This is a genomic window from Nocardia sp. NBC_00881, assembly GCF_045207455.1.
Taxonomy (GTDB): domain Bacteria; phylum Actinomycetota; class Actinomycetes; order Mycobacteriales; family Mycobacteriaceae; genus Nocardia.
Genome location: NZ_CP108798.1, coordinates 921,128 through 941,194 on the forward strand (window position 1 = coordinate 921,128; position 20,067 = coordinate 941,194).

A 20,067-nucleotide genomic window follows, 5' to 3' on the forward strand; every position below is an offset into this window, starting at 1 on the left:
CGGCGGAGTCGTGGTCGCACTTGTCGTGTCGGTGCTGCTCGTGGCACACATGATCGACTGTGCACTGCTGGGATCCCATGCGCACCGGCCTCCATCGCCCGCCTCGGTAGTCGGGCACTTCACCTCCCGTGCGCATTCTGTGCCGGAGGAGCACACCCACGGGGCTGCAACAGATTCGGATGATGACTGCGGTCCGCACATCGTGCACTGCCTCGTCAAGTCGGTGCTGCCAAGCACAGGGACGAGGGCCCTATCGCTTCAACTGTTGGCGTTGATGTTGGATGCGGCCGCGGTTGTCCTCGCGGTCGTCTTCTCGCCACCCGGCCGCGGTGTCCGTGGTCCACCGGCGACGTCCCTGCCCGCTGCTGGTGGGCGGGATCTACTCACGCGGTTCTGTATCGCGCGACGCTGATAGGTCAGCGCCAGGCCGACGTTGCCGGGTCGTCGGCCGGTGTTCGCTGCCCATTCATCGTTCGGACCGTCTTGATGGCGGTCCAGATACAGGAAGCGACAGTCATGAACAAGATTGTGTTCGACAGGCGCACCGAGATACCCGCAGAGATTGGTGCCGCGCCGGGCGCGGCCCGGCATCCCCACGCATTGGTCGGGAACACTCCCGTCCTGTGGGTCGGCGCCCCGCTGGCACCGGTCGGGCGCGGGTTCTGGGCCAAAATCGAAGCGGCCAACCCCGGCGGTATGAAAGACCGTCCCGCGCTGCACATGGTGCGGCGGGCGGAAGTCCGTGGCGAGCTGGCGCCTGGGGCGCGGATCATCGAATCCACGAGTGGAACATTAGGTTTGGGTTTGGCGCTGGCTGGAATGGTGTACCGCCACCCGGTCACGGTGGTGACCGACCCCGGTCTAGAGCCCATCGTCGCGCGAATGCTCGCCGCCTACGGCACGCAGGTGGACGTCGTGTCCGAGCCGCACCCGATCGGGGGCTGGCAGCAAGCCCGTCGCGATCGGGTCGCGGACCTGCTCGACCAGGATGTCGATGCCTGGTGCCCGGACCAGTACAGCAACCCGGACAACGTCGACGGCTACGAATCGTTGGCGCTCGAGCTGATCGAACAGCTCGGCGTGGTGGATGTGCTGGTGTGCGCGGTAGGCACCGGCGGACACTCGGCCGGAGTGGCCCGGGTGCTGCGCCGATTCAATCCGGACCTGAAGCTCATCGGCGTGGACACGGTGGCTTCGACGATCTTCGGTCAGCCCGCGGGCCCTCGCCTGATGCGCGGCCTGGGATCGAGTATCTACCCGCCGAACATCGACTACGCCGCCTTCGACGAAGTGCACTGGGTAGCGCCGTCGGAGGCGGTGTGGACATGCCGCACCCTCGCCGCGACCCACTATGCCGCCGGCGGCTGGAGCGTCGGAGCCGTGGCGCTGGTCGCGGGCTGGGCGGCACGCACCCATGACGCCGACGCTACAGTCGCTGCGGTGTTCCCCGATGGTCCGCACCGCTATTTCGACACCGTCTACAACGATCGGTACTGCGCCGAACACGGACTGCTGGACGGCGCCCCGCCGATCGAGCCGGACACTATCGCGCATCCGAGCGAGCGGGTGGTCCAGTCTTGGACTCGCTGTGCGACGGTGGTCGATCCACGCGCGCTGTCCCTGGTCGAGGAGGCGGTCTCGTGACGGTGTTCCGGAAGTTCCGTAGTTTCGACCTCGCCGCCAGGTTGTTGATGGTCAATCAGTTCGGCATCAACCTGGGTTTCTACATGTTGATGCCGTACCTGGCGGGCTACTTGGCGGGTCCGCTCGGTTTGGCGGCGTGGGCGGTCGGGCTGGTGCTGGGCGTGCGGAACTTCTCCCAGCAGGGCATGTTCCTGGTCGGCGGCACACTGGCCGACCGGCTCGGGTACAAGCCGCTGATCGTGGTGGGGTGTCTGTTGCGTACCGGTGGGTTCGCGCTGCTGGTATTCGCGACCTCACTGCCTGGTTTGTTGATCGCGTCGGCGGCAACGGGTTTCGCCGGGGCCCTGTTCAATCCGGCGGTGCGCGCCTACCTTGCGGCCGATACCGGGGAACGTCGGGTGGAAGCGTTCGCGGTGTTCAACATCTTCTATCAGGCGGGCATCTTGGCCGGTCCGCTGGTCGGCCTGGCGTTGATGGCGGTGGATTTCCGGGTGACCGCGGGTGCGGCGGCGGTGGTGTTCGCGGCGCTGACCGTGGCGCAGCTGTTCGCCTTGCCCGCCCGGCGCACGGAGACGGCGGCGGAGAAGCCCTCGGTGCTCGACGATTGGCGCACGGTCGTTGCCAACCGGCGGTTCGTGTGGTTCGCGCTGGCGATGATCGGCTCGTATGTGCTGTCATTCCAGGTGTATCTCGCACTGCCGTTGCAGGCCGAATTCATCGCGGGCGCACGATCGCAGCTGCTGGTGTCGGCGGTGTTCGTGGTATCCGGAGTGGTAGCGGTCGCCGGGCAGTTGCGAATCACCGCATGGTTCAAGGCGAGATGGGGGACCGGCCGTAGCTTGGTCGTCGGCATGGGGATCCTGACCGCGTCGTTCGTACCGCTGGCGGTTGTATCCGGACCGGACCGATTCGGCGTCGCAGCCGCGGTCGGGGCACTGCTGGTCTCGGCCGCAATCCTGGCGGTCGGCACGGCGGCGATATTTCCATTCGAGATGGACGCCGTGGTGACACTCTCGAGTGGAAGACTGGTGGCGACTCATTACGGCTTCTATAACACCATCGTGGGTGTCGGCATCCTGATCGGCAATCTCGTCACCGGTGCCATTGTCGGCGCCGCCCATGACGCAGCAGCGGACTGGGCGATTTGGCTGGGACTCAGCCTGATCGGCGTCATCGCGACATTCGCACTACACGGCCTCGACCGTTTCCGGCCCACAGCTGTCTCCACCACAGGCGCTCACCCGGTAGGTCGGTTCCGGCCGCCGAATGTGCCCGCGGCCAGTCGAGGAACTGTCCCCGCGGGGGCGGACGACGCAACCGACGGGATGCGCTGATCGCACGGTCGCGAACACGTCACATCCGCGCCAGACGTTCGACATCGGACCCGGCCACAGCAGGAACCCGACCAGCTGCGGTCCCGCACCGGTCGCACGCACAGCGCAGATTATGTCGAGTGCATACCGCAGCGGGAAGTCCGACTTTGATGCGATCGGAAGATGCTGCTGCAGTAGATCCGGGACAGGGCCCACCGGGAGCGGTGGGCCCTGCATGTCGAAAAACCTTGCGGTGCAAGGCAATTATTGAGAGGAATGGTTATGTCTGTGTCTCGGCGTCGGCTGTTGGCCGGGCTCGGTGCCGGTGCCGTTGCGCCCGGCATCCTGCGAGGGGACCACACCCAGGACGGGAGATCGGATATCACGCCGGTGGTGGCGCCCTCGGGCCGCGGTCTCGACGAGGTCGCCAGGGACGAGCGGTTCTGGACTACGGTGGCAAACCAATATCCGGTGACCCCGCAAGTCATCAACCTGGAGAACGGCTACTACGGGATTATGTCGGCACCGGTGCGCCGTGAGTACCTGCGCAACATGGACCGGCTCAACCAGTTGAACTCGTACCTGCTGAGAACCACCTATAAAGCGGAACTCGAACACATCCGGGAACGCCTGGCCGCGGCGGCCGGTGTGTCCGCGGAGGAGGTCACCCTGACCCGTGGTGGCACCGAGGCGCTGCAGAATCTCATCGCCGGCTACAACCGGCTGCGGCCAGGCGATGCCGTGATGTATGCCGACCTCGACTACCACAGCTGTCAGTACGCGGTGAACGCACTGCGGCACCGGCGTGGCGTCGAGATCGTGCGGATCGTGATCCCGGAACCGCCGACCCGCCAGGCAGTTCTCGACACCTACTCCCGGGCGCTGCGCGACCATCCCGGGGTCAGGTTGCTCTTGCTCAGCCATATGAACAACCGCACAGGCCTGGTCGTGCCGGTACGGGAAATCGTGGCGATGGCCAGGGAGCGGGACGTGGACGTGATCGTCGACGCGGCCCACTCCTGGGGTCAGCTCGACTTCACCATTCCCGACCTGGATGCGGAATTCGCCGGGTTCTCCCTGCACAAGTGGATCAACGCGCCGCTCGGTGTCGGGTTCCTCTACGTCCGCAAGAACCGTTTGGCAGACATCGACGCGGCCTTCGCCGACGAAACCTACCCTGCCGGCGACATTCGCTCCCGGGTTCACTCCGGCACCCTGGACGTGGCTGCCTTCCTCACCCTGCCGACCGCTCTGGACTGTCATGAGGCTCTGGGCGCCTCTGTCAAGGAAGCCCGGCTGCGCTACCTGCGTAACCGCTGGGTCGATCAGGTCCGGCAGATCGACAACCTGGAGATCTTGACCCCGGACGACTCGTCGATGTATGGCGCGATCACCTCGTTCCGGCTTTCCGGTCGGACCTCGCAAGCCGACAACGAGGCCATCGCCGGCTACCTGCTGGACACGTACCGCATCTTCACGGTCCGGCGTGGCGGGGTCACGGGCGGCGACTGTGTGCGGGTCACCCCGGCCCAGTTCACCCCCGCCGGCCACGTCGACCAGCTGGCAACCGCGCTGCACGACGTGGCCCGCCGGTTCCGCGTCTGAGGCCACACTCCAGTGCTCGGCGCGGCCGGCGCTGGGTGGCGCAACTCCTGGCGCCGGCGGTGATGGATGCCCGGTTCCATTCTCACGATCCGGGGTGGCCCGCGAGCTGTCACGGAACGTGACAGGTCCTAGGTGGTTGGTGTCGAATGGGTGTGTTTCATCGGTGACGTGAGCTGGTTGGTGGGGGCTTATCAGTCGACCGGTATCGGTGGTTGCTGGCGGTAGTCGGACGAGTCTGGTTGTGGCTGTTGATGTTCGGGCTCATGGTGTCGGGCGTTCGGGCTCGATGGGTGGGTGTCAGGCGGGGGCTGCGGTCCAACCGCCTGTGGTGTGGGCGATGCCGAGGACTGCGAGGCGGGCGAGGTTGTGCGCAGCGGCGAGCAGTCCGAAGTCGGCGGCGACTTTGACTCGTCCGCGCATGCGGGCGCGGCGTCCGCCGTGGCGGCGGCGCATCAGGTGCCCGATCTTGCGTTCCACCTTGGGCCGGGTGGCACGGTAGTCGGCCTTCCAAGCCGGATCGCGTTGGCGCTCGCGACCGGTGACCAGGTATTCCTCGAAAGCACCGACCGTGATCGTGCGGCCACCGGCCGCGGTGGTGCACTGCGCGCGCAGTGGGCACCCGGTGCAGGCGACGCCGAAACAGGCGGTGCCGGTCCGACGCCCGGTGCGGGCGCCGATCGTCGCGGTGACCCCTGCCGGGCAAGCCACCGTCCGCCGGTCCAGGTCGATGGTGAAGCGGTCCTTGGCGAAATGCCCTTTCACCGACGGCGAGGGCTGCACCTTGATCCGGTTGCCAATCCCGTTGTCGTCCAACCGCTTCAGCAACTCACCCGCGCCGTAGGCGGCATCACCGAACACCGCCACCCCACCGGCTTCGGCTTCGGCTTCGGCTTCGGCTTCGGCTTCGGCTTCGGCTTCGGCTTCGGCTTCGGCTTCGGCTTCGGCGGGCAGGATATCGGCGAGCAGGCCCTCAGCGGCGTCGGCGTCACCGGCATTGCCGGGGGTGACGGTGGTGGCGGTGATGATCTCGCTGTCGGGATCGACGGCGATATGGCCCTTGTAACCGTCGAACCCGCGAGCCGAGGTCTTGTGCCCGTGACGGGTCTCGGGATCGACGGTGGAGATCACCCGGTCCGCGGCGGTACCCCGCACGATACGGAAACAGCCGTCATCGCCTTCGGTGATGTCCTGGCCCACCACGGTGGCCAGCAGCTGCGCGGCCCTGCCCGTCGGCTCTTCGAGTTCACACCCGTCGAGCACCGCCAGCATTGCCATCGCGTCACCGGCGCGGGAATCGATCAACTGGGCGCGGGCGGCTTCGTCGTCCCAATCGATCACCGGTTTGGCCGCGCTGGCGTAATCGTCACCGCTGCTGACCCGCGCCCGCAACATCGTTGCCAGCTCCGCATCGGCGGCGGTGAACAGGCCCCGGATCGCCGACCGGACCAGGGTGATGGTGTCCATCGTGGCCACCGCGTCATACAACGGGGTCGAGTCCAGCACCCGGCGACGGCCCACCAGCCCTGCCCGGTGCGCGACTTGCAGCACGGTGTCGAAGATGCGGTTCGGCCGCTCCGAACGCGCCAGCCGGGCCCGCATATCGACCAGAACGGTGTGCACAAACCCTGGATAGTCGAAATCCAGGCCCCCGGCCGCGTACTTCCAACGGGCATCGAACGCGAACCGCTCCACCGCCTCCCGATCCGAAAGCCCCTCGACCCGCTGCAGCACCATCACCACCGCCACGATCATCGGCGGCACCGACCGCCGCCCGACATCGGTGAACAGATCAGCGAACATCTCATCCGGGAACAACCGGACACATTCCCGGTGCAACACACCATAAATCGAGTCCTCACCCACCCGCCCGGCGCAGAACTCGACCGTCGACCGCAGCAGATCACCCTGACTCGGTACACGCCCCAACGTCACCCGAAGCATTCTGCTCGAGACAGGCCCGCACCGCACGAAAAACACCAACCACCTAGTAGTGCTTTGTTAGGTGGTGCGAGATGTGTTGTGGTTGAACGGTGTTGGGTGAGGAGATGGAGTTGGTTCGTCCGGTGATCGAGGAGTTCGCGGCGGAGATGTTCGCCGGGTTCGCCCGTCGGGATCAGCGAGCAAAGGGACAGTTGTATCTGCGGGGCCTACTCTGCGACGGTAAGCGCAAGTCGATGCAGCCCATGGCGGCACGGCTGGGGGTGGATCATCAGCAGTTGCAGCAGTTCGTGACGACCTCGACGTGGGACCACAGCCAGGTGAGGGCGCGGCTGACCAGGTGGGCGGCACGGTTCGTCGATCCCGACGCATTGGTGGTCGATGACACCGGTTTCCCGAAGGACGGCACATCCTCACCCGGGGTGGCGCGGATGTATTGCGGGGCGCTGGGCAAGCGCGGGAACTGTCAGATCGGGGTGAGCGTGCACGCGGTCACCGACTGGTCCTCGGCCGCGCTGGATTGGCGGCTGTATCTGCCCCGTTCCTGGGACGACCACACCGCCACCGACCCCGCCGAAGCCCAGCGGATCGCGGCGCTGCGAGCACGCTGCGCGATCCCCGGCCACGCCCGGTTCCGGGAGAAATGGCGACTGGCCCTGGACATGCTCGACGAAGTCGCCGCCTGGGGCATGCCCGCACGCCCGGTGATCGCTGATGCCGCCTACGGCGACAGCACCGCCTTCCGCGCCGGGCTCACCGACCGAGGACTGGCCTATGTGCTGGCCGTCTCGGCCTCGACCAGCGTCCATCCCGCCACCGCCCGACCGGTGGCACCGACCTACTCCGGGTTCGGACGGCCCAGAACCCGCACCGACTACCCCGACAAACCCATGACCGCGAAGACGATGATCACCACCGCCGGCCGCGCGGCAGGACGGTTCGTCACCTGGCGGCGCGGCAGCCGCAAGACCCCAGGAAATCCCGGCGCGGTGATGCGGTCACGGTTCCTCGCACTGCGGGTGCGCCCGGCCAACCGCAACATCACCCGCGCACCCGACGGCAGCCTGCCCGAATGCTGGCTGCTGGCCGAATGGCCCACCGGAGCCCCGGAACCCACCGACTACTGGCTGGCCACCCTGCCACCGAGCATCCCGCTACGAGATCTCGTGCAGCTGGCGAAAATCCGTTGGCGCATCGAGCACGATTACCGCGAACTCAAAGACGGCCTGGGTCTGGACCACTTCGAAGGCCGATCCTGGACCGGCTGGCACCGTCACGTCACCCTCGCCTCCATCGCCCAAGCCATCTGCACCACACTGCGCCACACCCCAAAAGCCCCTGCGCAGGCCTGACCCTCTACGCCGTCCTGCGCCGACTCCAACACCTACTCGCCACCTGGACCGGACACTGCCACACCTGCCACCAACCCCTACCCACCCGAAAAACAACCACCTCACACCTAACAAAGCACTACTAGGTGGTTGGTGTTTTTCGTGCGGTGCGGGCCTGTCTCGAGCAGAATGCTTCGGGTGACGTTGGGGCGTGTACCGAGTCAGGGTGATCTGCTGCGGTCGACGGTCGAGTTCTGCGCCGGGCGGGTGGGTGAGGACTCGATTTATGGTGTGTTGCACCGGGAATGTGTCCGGTTGTTCCCGGATGAGATGTTCGCTGATCTGTTCACCGATGTCGGGCGGCGGTCGGTGCCGCCGATGATCGTGGCGGTGGTGATGGTGCTGCAGCGGGTCGAGGGGCTTTCGGATCGGGAGGCGGTGGAGCGGTTCGCGTTCGATGCCCGTTGGAAGTACGCGGCCGGGGGCCTGGATTTCGACTATCCAGGGTTTGTGCACACCGTTCTGGTCGATATGCGGGCCCGGCTGGCGCGTTCGGAGCGGACTGCTCGCCGCTGCGCACAACCTCGCCCGCCTCGCAGTCCTCGGCATCGCCCACACCACAGGCGGTTGGACCGCAGTCGCCGCCTGACACCCACCCATCGAGCCCGAACGCCCGACACCATGAGCCCGAACATCAACAGCCACAACCAGACTCGTCCGACTACCGCCAGCAACCACCGATACCGGTCGACTGATAAGCCCCCACCAACCAGCTCACGTCACCGATGAAACACACCCATTCGACACCAACCACCCTAGGCCGTTGTTGTTACCAAGACCCCTCGGTGCTTCGCCGGCTTGGGGGCTTACGGTGCGGTAAAAGCCGGTTCGTCGGCCGGGAGGTAGATCTCACGGCGCAAGCGTTCCAGGTCCGGTGCCGCGGAAGTGGAGTTCTGCGTGTACCGATCGCTCTGATTCACTCGGAGCGCCCCTTGCGCGATGACCTCGTACATCGACGCGTACTTTTTCCCCTGGCCCGACAGGCCGGGAAGAATGCGGAAGAGCGCGGGAGCGTAGCGCAGCACCGCCTCGAGCTGGGCGCGCTGATCGGCCAACCGGCGCTGCACCTGGTCGACGGCTTCGCGGCGGGTGCAGCCGGTCTCGTGACGGACCGCCCGCACCAGGTTGTAAGGGACATGGTCGGCCTCGTCCCGATCCAGTGATACCAGGTCGTTCTCCACGAAGGTCACCAAGAAGGCGAGTTCCTCCAGACGCCGGATCACCGGGTGGTTGCGCAGCTTCGACGGCAGTTCCCGGTCCTGGTACACCTCCACGCAGGCGAGGGCGATGTCGATGCCACTGGTCGACCTCCGCAGCGGCAGGTAGTCGGCCGTGGCGGGGATATAGCCATTGATGCGATGGTGCGCTTCGCGTTCGCAGGCTCCGAACCACGCCTCGAGGCTGTCCAGGAACCGCTCCTGCCAGCGGGCGGTCCGGCCCTCGCGCAGGCGCGGCCACAAACTCGCCCACGCCGTCGGGATCGCACCGGACCTCCACGGTTTCTCCGGGTCCTGGCGCAGCATCGCCACCATCCCACGCCTGAGCGCGGTGACAGCCTCCGGATCCCTCAACTGCGGATCCTCGAACAGGTCGTCCCACAGAAAGGCCAGCACGGCAAGGCCGACGCTGGTCTGTTCACGGGCCGCGTCCGCGGGGGTCAAGTCATCTGCCGGGATTCGGAGCGCGCCTGCCCATCGGTGGTGGTCGGCCTCGGCCGCGGAGAGGGCAAGGCCGGTGTCCACCATCCAATTCCTCAACCATTGCGCGACCTCCGGCGAGAGCGCCTCGAAGTGCGCTCGGGATGGCTGCGCCGGCTGCCGGGGAACCGCGAAACCAGCAGTTCGCCGATCGAGTGCGGACCGGACGTAGGCGATCATCGCGTCACGGGCCCGCGGGTCAACAGGCACGGCGGCGAGCTGACCGGCAGCCTGGCCTAGGAATTCCTCGGCCATCGCCTGTGCTTGGTCCACGGCGCCGGAAGCGATCACCAACTCGCGGGCGTGTGCGGCTTCCTCACCCGTCATTGCCCTGCGTAGCAGGCGGGCAAGGTTCTGGTCGCGGGCAGCCGCGCGGATCACGGGAAGGGTGTAGATGCCCTCGGGCAGATCCGCGTTGACGGGCTTGCCCATCTCTTCGGCGGTCGAGGTCAGATCGAGGATGTCGTCATACAGCTGGTAGGCCAGCCCGAAGTGTCGACCGAACAGCGCGAGCGCCTCTTCCTGCTCCTCGGAGCGGCCGGCCTGCATCGCGCCCACCCGGCAGGCCAGCGAGAGTAGCGCTGCTGTTTTGCCGTCGATCGCGTCCAGGTAGGCCTGCTCGCTGCGGGAGGCCACATACTGGTCGGCTGCCTCGATCACCATGCCCGCGCACATCTGCGCACTCGCGATCGATCCTGCGAGCCCTTCGCGCTGGCCGAGTTCGATCAGCATGCGCCCGCCCGACGCCGTCACGGAGTCGCCACCCAGTACGGCCATGCGCGATCCCCACACCGCGTTCGCGCTGGGGCGACCTCGACGCTCGTACGCGTGATCGATGACGTCGTCGTGGTAGAGCGAGCCCAGATGCAGCAACTCCACAGCGGCGGCGGCGCGCACCGCCCGGTCGTCGGCCGGGGCTGCGGGATCGGCGAGTAGGTAGTACGACAGCAAGGTCACGGTGGGCCGGACCAGGCGGCGGGAGGTGTCGGGTCCATCGTCTGTGAGTGCGGTCAGTTCGGGCCTGCCCGGCAGCCGTATGGGCCCGAGAACCTCACGGACCCGGTCGAGGTCCGCATCCAGATGCGGGAAGACAGCGGAATCGATTGCACGTGGCACGTGGGCACTCCTGAATGGTTACATCGGTCATCTACACACCGCCGATCAATGGCAATGGGACACCACCATCGCGCGGAAGATGTTCGTATCGGCCAATTCTGATGCGCACGTGGGCCAGAGCCAGCGTAGACAACTTCGGCGGACAGCGTGTCTACCGGGACCGGCAAAGCATGCTCGGCGAACGCGAGATCGCCCAGCGTAGTGCAGCCGCTCGATCGGGCTGACACTTACCCTGCTGCCGGTGCTGTATCTGGTCTGGGTGGGTTCGCTTTCACCGGGGGCCGACGCCTTCCGCACCGCCTATGCGGGCGGGGTGATGACACCAGCCGCTCCTACTGGCCGGAAATCTATCTGCCGCAGGGCAGGATGGGGTCGAAATGTGAACCGTGCGAATGCTTCCGACAGCGGCGGTGGAACTCAACCTCACCACCGTGGAACCCGTCCTGAGAAACACATCTAGCCTGCATCCGTGAGGTGGCGTCGGAACCACGTGGTCAGGCCGGCGTCCACCTCGCGAGCCGGCGGCAGCTGTGGCGCGGGCTCGATGCCGGGCTCGTCGGCGAGCGGATGTGCCAAACCAGGGATCGACAGCAGTTCGGACCGTTCCCCTAAAGCGTCGACGAGGCGGAACGCGTCGGCACGCAGCGCCGGGTGATCCAGCTCGCCGCTGACGACCAGCAGCGGCGCGCGATCAGCGATGGCGCCCGCTTCGGCGACGAAGTCCAGGCTGTCGACGGCCTTGTCGGACTCGGCGTCATACCGGTAGTCGCCGGGGAACAGGTCGACGACGGACCGCATCCGGATAGCGGCGTTCACGACGGCGCCAGCGGCAACCGGAATCTCGGTGCCGGCCAGGATCCGCAGCGCGACGGCCCCGCCCAGCGAGCCGCCGAGCACGCCGATCGGGCCGTCGTCGACCGGCAGTTGCGCACGGATCGACGCCAGTGCGGCCGGGAACTCCTCGGTCGCCTGTCGGACGAACGGGTACAGAAAGGACATCAGAGCGTCCTTGCGGATCAGCTCCAAGACGGCGGCGGTGCTGCCGTCGACCATGCGCGCCCCGCACATCGGCATGCCGAGGTGCACCCGCCACGCGGGCAGGTCGTTCATTGGCAACGCGGCAGCGAACGCGGCGTTCGACCTCGGCGCGTCTAGCATGTGCCAGGTGACGATCAGCGGCGCGGGTCCGTTGTCGGCCGGTGGCAGGGCGGTGAACGGCACGCCGGCGGCTGTGCCTGTGATCGGTGAGTGCATGCGGCCACGGTAGTTCTATGGTCGCGTGCCGGGAATCGGTTACGCCACCAGCGGAATCAGCGCGGCGGGCCGAGGGTTGTCCTGTGGGTCGGCCAGAGAACTCCAACGGCACGACCATCGGCTGGCGCGCTGGAACGACGGCAGTAAGTCGCGGAACTGCGCCGTCGACTCGGCGAGAAGGACGACGACCTCGATGCCGCCCACACGACCAACCGCGAAAACGTCAGGGCCGGACCATACGCCGAATGTCTTGGCTATGGTTGCCTGTGCCGATCAGCCTTCGGGGAGAGTGAACGTGGCCAGCGAAAGTGCGTGCCTACCAGCGATCGATGTCATGATCCCGGTAGCAGCCAAGGACCTTGCCAGTCTGGACACCTGTATCGCGGGGCTGATCACTTACAGTCGCAACCCGATCCGGTCGGTGAATGTCGTCGGGTCGGCTCGACTGGCGGCGCAGGTGAGGGTCGGCGGCGTGGTGCGGTGGATCGGCGAGGAATCGGTGTCGCCGAAGCCCGCGATGATCGAAGCGACTCTGCGCGCGGGGGGCGGCGATCACCACAATTCGTCGTGGTATTTCCAGCAACTGATCAAACTGGACTGCTTCGAGATCCTACCGGGTGCGGCCGAGCACATCCTCGTGCTCGACGCGGACTACACACTTGTCGACAACGTCGTGTTCATCGACGAGGAGGGCAGAGCTTGCCTGGCGCTTGGGTATCCGCTGCAGTGGCGCCTCGATACTCGCGAGCATGGGCTGCCCTCTCATCACTCCGCGATCGCCGCGGCGACCAGGCTGCTCGCCGAGTGGCGTCCCGTCGACCCTTACAGCGGAATGCAACACCACATGGTGTTCGACAGGCAGATTCTCGCCGATCTGATGCGGCGAGTCGAGCATCAGCACGAGCGACCGTTCTGGGAGGCGTTCCTCACGACGGTAGAACATGCCAAATGGACCGGCGCTTCAGAGTATGTGCTCTACCGGCACTTCGCGGCGAAGTTCTTCAGGGAACGGATCCGGTCTCGCCACCTGGACGCCATCGACATCATCCAGCCCGTCGAAAACGCTGTATGGACCTTGACCGATGCCGTCACCAGCACCCGTCGAGCAGGTATCCAGGCAATCGGTTGCCACAGCTTCCTCAACTACCGCAACCGAATAGCCACCATGGATTACATACCAGACCAGTTGCGGAGGCAGCTGCAAACCACCCAGGGGCCGCTGATGCTCGATCTCGACCAAGGCGCCCTTCGTATCGCCCCTGCCGCCCGGCCATTGGGTTGTGCCGAGGTGCATGCGGACCGATGATCGGGCGCACCGGCCATGCCGGTGAATCCGACGTCTTGCGGCGTGGAGCGCGCCGTGCGGTTGCCAGAAAATCGTAGTTATCAGCGCTGATGCCTCGCGGAAACTCAGGACCGGGCTCGGTCGGCGAAGTACAAAAGTTGTTCGGTGAGCAGGTCCGGAGCGGACAGGAATGGCGAGTGGGCGGTCGGCAGGCTCACGATTTCGGCAAAATCATTCCGCTTGTACATCATCTGTTGGAGATCGGCAGGATGAAGACCGTCGTTCAGGGTCTGGATCCCGAAACGCGGAACGGTGCCGAAACGCTGCGCGGTCACATCTATCGGCGTGGACATCGCGCTGTTGGGTTCGGGGGTCAACAAGCGCAGCGCCAAAGCGGTGTCCGCGGCGTCGCAGTCGCCGTAGAAACACCGAATCGCCAACTCCGGGGGGAAGATGCTCGCTGCGTTCTGCTCATCCAAAATTAGAGAAGAGCTCAGTTCTCCGAAAAGCCGCGCCATGTCCGGGTCGGTCATCATCGACCGCCCTCCGTTCAGCACGATGGCGGCCAAATACACGATAGCGGCGATCTTTTCAGGGCAGCGCTCGGCGGTCAAGGACGCCGTCATTCCCCCCATCGAATGGGCTACCAGCACTGCAGGCTCCTCGAGGGTGCGCAGGACTGCTTCGACGGCTGCGGCGTAGTCGTGCTGGGTGAGTCCCTCGAGTGGAGTTCGATCGACGCCGTGTCCGGGAAGATCCAGTGTCAGTACCCGGTGCCCGGCCGACTCGAGCCGAGGGATCATTTTGTACCAGCACCACGCGCCGTGGCTTCCACCGTGAATCAAAACAAAAGTGCTCATCGAGAATGCCTCGTCGTCCTCACGTTTCATACGCGGCGACAATCGGACGGGTCGACCTCGCCGGCGTGGGTTCGCTGCTCGAAAGCGTATGACTCCCAACGGAATTACTGGTCCTGCTATATTCCCATGGCTAAGAATGTCTCCGGAGCGGCGGCGTCGAGGTGAGGTTGCGGTCGGATCTCCAGCTGTTGTCGGCTCGCCGGCGCGGTGACGTCCTGCTCCGAGTGATTCGAGGACAGCGGCCGGCTTGAGCTTCGCATGAACAGCTGCCGATCCAGCGGCGCGGAGGCGTGGTCGAGCACCAGATGAGAATTTCTCGTGCCGCCGGCCGTGCTCGGTCCACGCTCGCGCCGCTCATCCACTGGTGGTTTATTCGATCAACAGATGCTCCAAACCGGCCGTTTGGTCGGAGTACTTGTGGACGCCGATGACCGCGACGAACTCACGATCGCCGACACGCTGTTGTAGAGGGCGCCAATAGTTGGCGAGATACCACCCTGCCCCGGCCGTGCCGCGCCGACCCAAGCCCGCGCAATATATCCAGTATCGGTCGGGGTGCCGATCCGGGCTCGGTCGCACCCGCGCAATGATGCCGATGTTGCGGTTGTCGCTCGAGACATACCGGGTTCCATCGGTCAGCTCCAGGCACTCCGAATTGGAGCCGTCCTCGGCAGGGCTGTCGCGGATGGTGAAGAGAGGACGCTCGACGGTTTCGAGATACAGATGGGTGCAGTCGTTGCTGCTCAGTCCGAAACTGATGAACGGGCGGTCGCAGCGCGCGACGATGTCGCGGTCGCACTCGAGGGTGATCGGAATGCTGGTGCGGCGCTGGAGCAGGGAGGACACGTACAGCAACCCTCGAACATCGTTCTCCGCCACAACCACCGGGACATCGACGTGATGTCGGTCCGCGAACGCACTGTCCTTCTTCCCGAATGTGCGCTGACGGGAAATTCCAGCCTTCCGGAGTGCGTTAACGGATGGCCCGGTCAGCTCGAACGTCGGGTACACCACAGTGGCACCCCGGGTGGTCATCTCAGCTCCGAGGAACGCCTGGAGCTGGACGTCGGCGCCGGAGGGACCTACCTCGTGCGGTCGAGTTGCGGCCGGTACCGAGTCGGCCATCTGAAACAATCCTTCGACCGTCCAGCCCGGAAACATCTTCTCGAGCACCCGGCAGTGGTAGTCGCGGGGAAGCCCGATCATGCGGCCCGACAGCCACTGGTAGTACTGCGCCTTCGCCGGCCCATGACCAGAGGGAATGGGCGGGTCGAGCAGGGCAGCGCACTTGTCGTACGCGGCCAGAAAATCCGGATGACTTTTGAGATGCCGCTCCGCCAGGAGCATCTTCAGTACAGTCGCCAACGAAAGCCCCCTTACCCCTGCAGCCTCCGTCACGGTGGCGGAGGCTCTGTCGCTATACGCTCAACCGCAACGAGACTGGGCCGCCGGCAGCAACCTGCCAGCGGCCCAGCCGCATCAGCCGTCAGATATAGATATAGGCGATGCCGTTACTGGTTCCTGCGGAGGTTGTGACGGTGAGTTGCACGGTTCCCGTCCCAGCGGGGGCGATCGCCGTGATTTGGGTTGCGGAGTCGACGGTGAACGAGGTTGCCGGTGTGCCGCCGAAGTTGACCGCTGTGGCTCCAGTCAGTTCTGTCCCGGTGAGGATGACCGGCGTCCCGCCGACGGCCAGGCCGGTGTTCGGAACCGCCGTGTTCAGGGTGGGTACCCCGAGGTAGGTGTAGGCGATGCCGCTGCTGGTTCCACCCGGGGTTGTGACGGTGAGTTGCACGGTTCCCGTCCCAGCAGGTGCCACTGCCGTGATCTGGTTGGCGGAGTCGACGGTGAACGAGGTTGCCGGTGTGCCACCGAAGTTGACCGCTGTGGCTCCGGTCAGTTCCGTCCCGGTGAGGACGACTATCGTCCCACCGGCTTCCAAGCCGACATTCGGAAGTGCGATGGTCACGGCGGGAACCGGAATATAGGTGTAGGCGACGCCGTTGGTGGTACCTCCCGCGGTGGTGACGGTAACTTGCACGGTCCCGGTACCGGCGGGGGCGACGGCCGTGATTTGGGTTGCGGAGTTGACGGTGAACGAAGTCGCCGGTGTGCCACCGAAAGTGACCGCGGAGGCTCCTGTGGACAGCCCCGTTCCGGTGAGGACGACCGTTGTCCCGCCCGTTTCCGGGCCCACATTCGGAACCGCTGCGGTCAGGGTGGGTGCCGGAATGTAGGTGTAGGCGACGCCGTTACTGGTTCCTGCCGCGGTGGTGACGGTGAGTGGCACCGTTCCCGTCCCGGCAGGTGCGATCGCTGTGATCTGGGTTGCGGAGTCGACGGTGAACGAGGTCGCCGGTGTGCCACCGAAGTTGACCGCAGTGGCGCCCGCCAGTCCGGCGCCGGTGACGATGACCGTCGTACCACCGGCTTGCAGGCCCACATTCGGAGCAACCGCCGTAAGGGTGGGTACCGGAATGTAGGTGTAGGCGACGCCGTTACTGGTTCCACCTATTGTCGTGACCGTGAGTTGCACCGTCCCGGTCCCCGCCGGGGCCACGGCGGTGATCTGGTTGGCGGAGTCGACGGTGAACGAGGTTGCCGGTGTGCCACCGAAGTTCACCGCCGAGGCAGTGGACAGGCTCGTCCCGGTGAGGACAACTATCGTCCCGCCCGCCTCGACGCCCACATTCGGAACCACTGTAGTCAGGATGGGTACCGGAATGTAGGTATAGGCGAGGCCGTTGCTAGTTCCTCCTGCGGTGGTGACGGTGAGTGGCACGGTTCCCGTCCCGGCAGGTGCGACTGCCGTGATCTGGGTTGCGGAGTCGACGGTGAACGAGGTTGCCGGTGTGCCACCGAAGTTCACCGCTGTGGCGCCCGTCAGTCCAGCACCGGTGAGGACGACAACTGTCCCGCCAGCTTCCAAGCCTACATTCGGAAGTGCGATGGCAAGGGTGGGCGCCGGAATGTAGGTGTAGGCGACGCCGTTACTGGTTCCACCCGCGGTGGTGACGGTGAGTTGCACCGTTCCGGTCCCCGCCGGGGCGACGGCGGTGATCTGGGTGGCGGAGTCGACGGTGAACGAGGTCGCCGGTGTGCCACCGAAGTTGACTGCGGTGGCTGCTGTCAGTCCAGTGCCGGTGACGATGACGGATGTCCCGCCCGATGCCGGGCCTATGTTCGGAACAGCGGTGGTCAGGGCGGGTACCGGAATGTAGGTGTAGGCGACGCCGTTACTGGTTCCTCCTGCGGTGGTGACGGTGAGTTGCACGGTCCCGGTCCCCGCCGGGGTGACGGCGGTGATCTGGGTGTCGGAGTTGACGGTGAACGAGGTTGCCGGTGTGCCACCGAAGGTGACCGCGGACGCAGTGGACAGGCTCGTGCCGGTGACAATGACCGTTGTCCCACCAGCTTCCAAGCCCACATTCGGAAGCACCGTAGTCAGTGCGGGAACCGCGACATAGGTGTAACCGACGCCGTTGGTGGTTCCACCCGCGGTGGTGACGGTGATTGGTACGGTGCCGGTTCCGGCGGGTGCGACGGCGGTGATCTGGGTGGCAGAGTTGACGGTGAACGAGGTTGCCGGTGTGCCACCGAAGTTGACCGCGGAGGCCCCCGTCAATCCCGTGCCCGTGAGGACAACCGTTGTCCCGCCCGATACCGGGCCCACATTCGGAACGACCGTCGCCAGGGTGGGAACCGCGACGTAGGTGTAGCCGACGCCGTTACTGACTCCACCCACGGTGGTGACGGCGATCTGCACGGTCCCGGTCCCCGCCGGGGCGACGGCGGTGATCTGGGTGTCGGAGTTGACGGTGAACGAGGTTGCCGGTGTGCCACCGAAGGTGACCGCGGTGGCTCCTGTCAATCCCGAGCCGGTGAGAACGACGGTTGTCCCGCCCGAGACCGGGCCCACATTCGGAACGTCTGTGATCAGGGTGGGGACCACGACGTAGGCGTAGACGAGGCCGTTACTGACTCCACCCGCGGTGGTGACGGTGACTTGCACGGCGCCCGCTCCGGCCGGGGCGACCGCGGTGATCTGCGTGTCGGAGTTGACGGTGAACGAGGTCGCCGGTGTGCCACCGAAGTTCACGGCGGAGGCAGTGGACAGGCCCGTGCCCGTGAGGACCACCGTTGTCCCGCCCGCGACTGGGCCTGAGCTCGGAACCAGAGTGGTCAGCGTGGGTACGGCGACGTAGGTGAAAGCGACGCCGTTGCTGGTTCCACCCGGTGTGTTGACGGTGACCTGCACGGTCCCGGTCCCCGCCGGGGCGACAGCGGTGATCTGGGTTGCGCTGTTGACGGTGAACGAGGTTGCCGGTGTGCCACCGAAGTTGACCGCGGTCGCTCCCGTCAGTCCCGTACCGGTGATGACGACCGTTGTCCCGCCCGTTACGGGGCCCACATTCGGAACCACCGTGGTCAGTGCGGGAACCGCGACATAGGTGTAGGCGACGCCGTTACTGGTTCCACCTCCGGTGGTGACGGTGATTGGTACGGTGCCGGTTCCGGCGGGTGCGACGGCGGTGATCTGGGTTGCGCTGTTGACGGTGAACGAGGTTGCCGGTGTGCCACCGAAGTTGACCGCGGTCGCTCCCGTCAGTCCCGTACCGGTGAGGACGACCGTTGTCCCGCCCGTTACGGGGCCCACATTCGGAACCACCGTGGTGAGGGTGGGTACCGGAATGTAGGTGTAGGCAAGGCCGTTGCTGGTTCCGCCCGCGGTGGTGACGGTGACTTGCACGGTGCCGGTTCCGGCGGGGACGACGGCAGTGATCTGGGTTGCGCTGTTGACGGTGAACGAGGTTGCCGGTGTGCCACCGAAGTTGACCGCGGTGGCTCCTGTCAGTCCTGTCCCTGTGAGGACAACTGCTGTCCCGCCCGCGCCTGGGCCTGAGCTCGGAACCAGCGTGGTCAGGGTGGGAACCGAGACGTAGGTGTAGGCGACGCCGTTAGTGGTTCCGCCCGCGGTGGTGACGGTGACTTGTACAGTGCCGGTTCCGGCGGGGGCGACGGCGGTGATCTGCGTGTCGGAGTTGACGATGAACGAAGTCGCGGGTGTGCCACCGAAGTTGACCGCGGAGGCAGTGGCCAGCCCGGTTCCGGTGAGGATGACCGTTGTCCCGCCGGCCGCCGGCCCTGAACTGGGAGTGACGGAGGTCAGGCTGGGGACCGCGGCGTAGGTGTAGGCGACGCCGTTACTGGTTCCACCCGAGCCGGTGACGGTGACCTGCACGGTTCCGGTCCCAGGAGGGGCGATGGCAGTGATCTGCGTGGGGGAGTTTATGGTGAAAATGGTCGCGGTCGTGCCGAACCGCACGGTCAGCGGGCCGGTGAACCCGGTGCCGGTTATCGTGACAGTGTTACCGCCCGACGGGGGTCCCGCGGTCGGCGAGATGGAAGTGATAGTAGGTATCACGACATAGATGAAGGGGACCGCACCACTGGTGCCCCCTGGGCCGGTGACCGTGACCGGCACGATCCCAGTGCCGGCAGGGGATACGGCAGTGATCTGCGTGTCGGAGTTGACGGTGAACGAAGTCGCGGGTGTGCCACCGAAGTTGACCGCGGTGGCTCCCGTCAGACCCGATCCGGTGAGCGTGACCGTCGTCCCGCCCGAGGTCGACCCTTGGTTGGGGCTGATGCTGTTCAACGCGGGAACCGCGACATAGTTGAAGGGAACCCCGTTGCTGGTGCCACCAGTCGAGGTGGTGACGGTGACCAGCACCGTACCGGACAAATAGGCGGGGGCGATGGCCGTGATCTGGGTGGGCGAGTCCACCGTGAAAGATGTCGACACGTTGCCGAACTTCACGGTCGTGACAATAGGGTCGAAGCCGGTGCCGGTTATCGTGACACTGGTATTGGCGGGCCCTGAGGTTGGGGATATGGAAGTAATGGTAGGCATGGTGCTGCCTCCTTGTTGCTGGGTTGATGGTTCCTCTGCACCGGGGGGTG

13 protein-coding genes are annotated in these 20,067 nt (G+C 65.8%); 6 read left to right on the top strand and 7 right to left on the bottom strand.

Annotated elements, in window-relative coordinates:
- Nucleotides 1-516 precede the first annotated feature (516 nt).
- The 3 genes from OH799_RS03525 to OH799_RS03535 all read left to right on the top strand — a co-directional run bounded on the left by OH799_RS03525 (nt 517) and on the right by OH799_RS03535 (nt 4,562).
- Complete coding sequence (locus OH799_RS03525; protein ID WP_406275631.1) at nt 517-1,644, top strand: PLP-dependent cysteine synthase family protein; 1,128 nt, start codon at nt 517-519, stop codon at nt 1,642-1,644.
- Between the two features lie 47 nt (nt 1,645-1,691).
- Nucleotides 1,692-2,978, top strand: a complete 1,287-nt coding sequence (locus OH799_RS03530; RefSeq protein ID WP_406281766.1) for an MFS transporter — start codon at nt 1,692-1,694, stop codon at nt 2,976-2,978.
- A gap of 261 nt (nt 2,979-3,239) precedes the next feature.
- Nucleotides 3,240-4,562 (top strand): aminotransferase class V-fold PLP-dependent enzyme, encoded by a 1,323-nt coding sequence (locus tag OH799_RS03535; RefSeq protein WP_406275634.1) that lies wholly within the window; start codon nt 3,240-3,242, stop codon nt 4,560-4,562.
- 297 nt (nt 4,563-4,859) lie between these two features.
- Here OH799_RS03535 and OH799_RS03540 read toward each other — a convergent pair whose 3' ends face one another.
- Nucleotides 4,860-6,494, bottom strand: coding sequence for an IS1182 family transposase (locus OH799_RS03540; RefSeq protein WP_406275637.1), 1,635 nt, complete (start codon nt 6,492-6,494; stop codon nt 4,860-4,862).
- Between the two features lie 113 nt (nt 6,495-6,607).
- Between OH799_RS03540 and OH799_RS03545 the strand changes: the two genes are divergently transcribed.
- Together OH799_RS03545 and OH799_RS03550 are read left to right on the top strand one after the other, a co-directional pair.
- Nucleotides 6,608-7,852, top strand: a complete 1,245-nt coding sequence (locus OH799_RS03545; protein WP_406265588.1) for an IS701 family transposase — start codon at nt 6,608-6,610, stop codon at nt 7,850-7,852.
- Nucleotides 7,853-8,029: 177 nt separating this feature from the next.
- The gene (locus tag OH799_RS03550) at nt 8,030-8,620 is read left to right on the top strand and encodes a transposase (RefSeq protein WP_406275640.1); all 591 of its coding nucleotides are present in this window, start codon (nt 8,030-8,032) and stop codon (nt 8,618-8,620) included.
- 77 nt (nt 8,621-8,697) lie between these two features.
- On the opposite strand, the gene OH799_RS03555 is transcribed toward OH799_RS03550, so the two are convergent.
- The 3 genes from OH799_RS03555 to OH799_RS03565 form a co-directional block, all read right to left on the bottom strand.
- Nucleotides 8,698-10,704 carry a polyprenyl synthetase family protein gene (locus tag OH799_RS03555; protein ID WP_406275643.1) on the bottom strand — a complete coding sequence of 669 codons (2,007 nt, stop codon included), beginning with the start codon at nt 10,702-10,704 and terminating at the stop codon, nt 8,698-8,700.
- Between the two features lie 456 nt (nt 10,705-11,160).
- Nucleotides 11,161-11,958 (bottom strand): alpha/beta hydrolase family protein, encoded by a 798-nt coding sequence (locus OH799_RS03560; protein ID WP_406275646.1) that lies wholly within the window; start codon nt 11,956-11,958, stop codon nt 11,161-11,163.
- 39 nt (nt 11,959-11,997) lie between these two features.
- Nucleotides 11,998-12,162: a hypothetical protein gene (locus OH799_RS03565; protein WP_406275649.1), complete on the bottom strand. Its 165-nt coding sequence runs from the start codon at nt 12,160-12,162 to the stop codon at nt 11,998-12,000.
- 91 nt (nt 12,163-12,253) lie between these two features.
- On the opposite strand from OH799_RS03565, the gene OH799_RS03570 reads away from it, so the two are divergent.
- Nucleotides 12,254-13,264, top strand: a complete 1,011-nt coding sequence (locus OH799_RS03570; RefSeq protein ID WP_406275652.1) for a DUF6492 family protein — start codon at nt 12,254-12,256, stop codon at nt 13,262-13,264.
- 104 nt (nt 13,265-13,368) lie between these two features.
- Here the strand turns inward: OH799_RS03570 and OH799_RS03575 are convergent, their stop codons facing one another.
- The 3 genes from OH799_RS03575 to OH799_RS03585 form a co-directional block, all read right to left on the bottom strand.
- Nucleotides 13,369-14,133: an alpha/beta fold hydrolase gene (locus OH799_RS03575; protein WP_406275654.1), complete on the bottom strand. Its 765-nt coding sequence runs from the start codon at nt 14,131-14,133 to the stop codon at nt 13,369-13,371.
- 339 nt (nt 14,134-14,472) lie between these two features.
- Nucleotides 14,473-15,468, bottom strand: coding sequence for a hypothetical protein (locus OH799_RS03580; protein ID WP_406275657.1), 996 nt, complete (start codon nt 15,466-15,468; stop codon nt 14,473-14,475).
- Between the two features lie 121 nt (nt 15,469-15,589).
- Nucleotides 15,590-20,017: a beta strand repeat-containing protein gene (locus tag OH799_RS03585; RefSeq protein ID WP_406275660.1), complete on the bottom strand. Its 4,428-nt coding sequence runs from the start codon at nt 20,015-20,017 to the stop codon at nt 15,590-15,592.
- Nucleotides 20,018-20,067: the final 50 nt, after the last annotated feature.

Coding starts and splice junctions, on each gene's coding strand:
- OH799_RS03525 (WP_406275631.1), top strand. CDS start 517: ATGAACAAGATTGTGTTCGACAGGCGCACCGAGATACCCGCAGAGATT.
- OH799_RS03530 (WP_406281766.1), top strand. CDS start 1,692: ATGGTCAATCAGTTCGGCATCAACCTGGGTTTCTACATGTTGATGCCG.
- OH799_RS03535 (WP_406275634.1), top strand. CDS start 3,240: ATGTCTGTGTCTCGGCGTCGGCTGTTGGCCGGGCTCGGTGCCGGTGCC.
- OH799_RS03545 (WP_406265588.1), top strand. CDS start 6,608: ATGGAGTTGGTTCGTCCGGTGATCGAGGAGTTCGCGGCGGAGATGTTC.
- OH799_RS03560 (WP_406275646.1), bottom strand. CDS start 11,958: ATGCACTCACCGATCACAGGCACAGCCGCCGGCGTGCCGTTCACCGCC.
- OH799_RS03575 (WP_406275654.1), bottom strand. CDS start 14,133: ATGAAACGTGAGGACGACGAGGCATTCTCGATGAGCACTTTTGTTTTG.
- OH799_RS03585 (WP_406275660.1), bottom strand. CDS start 20,017: ATGCCTACCATTACTTCCATATCCCCAACCTCAGGGCCCGCCAATACC.